At 57.6% G+C, this 1390-nt stretch carries 2 protein-coding genes; both read right to left on the reverse strand.

Going from position 1 to position 1390, the window contains the following annotated elements; genetic code table 11:
* Positions 1-134: 134 nt before the first annotated feature.
* Positions 135-533 carry a hypothetical protein gene (locus AC0QTX_RS27435; protein WP_474606954.1) on the reverse strand — a complete coding sequence of 133 codons (399 nt, stop codon included), beginning with the start codon at positions 531-533 and terminating at the stop codon, positions 135-137.
* 133 nt (positions 534-666) lie between these two features.
* Positions 667-1390: hypothetical protein (locus AC0QTX_RS27440; RefSeq protein WP_474606955.1), on the reverse strand; the 724-nt coding region annotated here is incomplete at its 5' end.

Below are 1390 nucleotides of genomic sequence, written 5' to 3' on the forward strand. Positions count from 1 at the left end.
GTCGTCGTTGTTCAGATCGGATCCGCCGGTGATTGTCGCAAGTTCCTGTTCTGAAATCTGGAGCCGCTTGGCCGCTTGAGTTGCAGCCTGAACCAAGACGGCCCTGCCGTGCGGGCCCTCAGACTTGTCGGTGCTCATCTTCGGGTCTCGGAAGTCTGTCCTGAGTCGTCCCGCTGGCGTCTTGCGCTTCGTCTGTTGGCAATCTCATTGGCCACCAAGGCGATCCAGCCTAAGGTCAGGACCGCCGCTGGTGTCCCGGCGACGGCGAGAAAATACGCCTCGTTGATGTAGCCGGCACGCAAGGCGCCCCAGCCAACCAGCAGATAGAAAGCCGGTGCGAGAGGATAGTAGAAAAGAAACTTGGTTGAACGGACTTGCTGCGGTCGCCGTTTGCTGCGCCGGTTGGCGATCTCATTGGCCACGACAGCGGCCCACGCCAAAATCATCACGGCGGCAGGCGTGCCGAGAAAGGCCAAGAACTCGACCCCGTCCAAGTCCCCGGTCTGCACAAGGTACCAGCCGATGACCATCATGATGGCTGGAAGGACCAGGAGTCCGAGAGCATACTTTCGGATCATAGCGGATCTTGAATGGTTGCTGCACCCGAGGAGAGAACTCGATGGCCAACGGTGCTCCCATTCTCCATGAGTATGCGGTCCATTGCCGTTACTTTCGAGCGGTCTTCTGCTCTTGGTCGAACAGATGATCCCAGTTGCCAGTTTTCAGCTCAGTGTCTGGTAGGGCAAGCCCTAGCGTCGCTCGCGCAGCGGCCCAGACCCGGTAATCCGCCACTCTCGTCCGAGCATCGATCTTATGGACGAGGCTCAGGAGTTCCTGAAGCTGAACGAAGAGAGCTGACACGTCTGGTGGCGTCTGGTCGGCTATGGTTCCCTCCATGGTGCGCTCCAACCATTCGAGACCGACCCAGTCTACGATGTAAGCAACAATCGCAGGGGTTCCCTTCAGCAGCGCGCTGCTTGTCGACGTATTCTGGTAGGGGCGCTTTCTTGTAAGGACGCGTCCGTGCCCTCGACACCACTGTTCGAAGCTATATCGCCACTCCATGCGGGCTTGGAGTGGCCCCTCAGCCGAGATGTGGATCTCATAGGCTGGTATTTGCCGATCAACAACTTGGATTGAGCTGCTGAAGACCAGGGTCGGATAGTCGGGAAGGCTGTAATCGAAACACTTCATGAGGGGCCTAAACGTCATTCGACCGTAGGTCTCCTTCACGAGCCGTAAGCCAGCCGAAACAGGCTGCGTCAGATGAGCAGCAAGCCATTCGAATGGTTCGGAAGGGACTATGTCGAGGGGTAGGGGCAGTTTCCTGCGGGTAAGAGCCTTTTGTAGAGTATACTCCGTGGAGAAATACTCTACAAGGCGGTGCGAT

Source organism: Microvirga sp. jy35 (assembly GCF_056148915.1).

Bases quoted from the DNA above. Each gene is read 5' to 3' on its own strand.
- AC0QTX_RS27435 (WP_474606954.1), bottom strand. From the start codon at position 533: ATGATGGTCATCGGCTGGTACCTTGTGCAGACCGGGGACTTGGACGGG.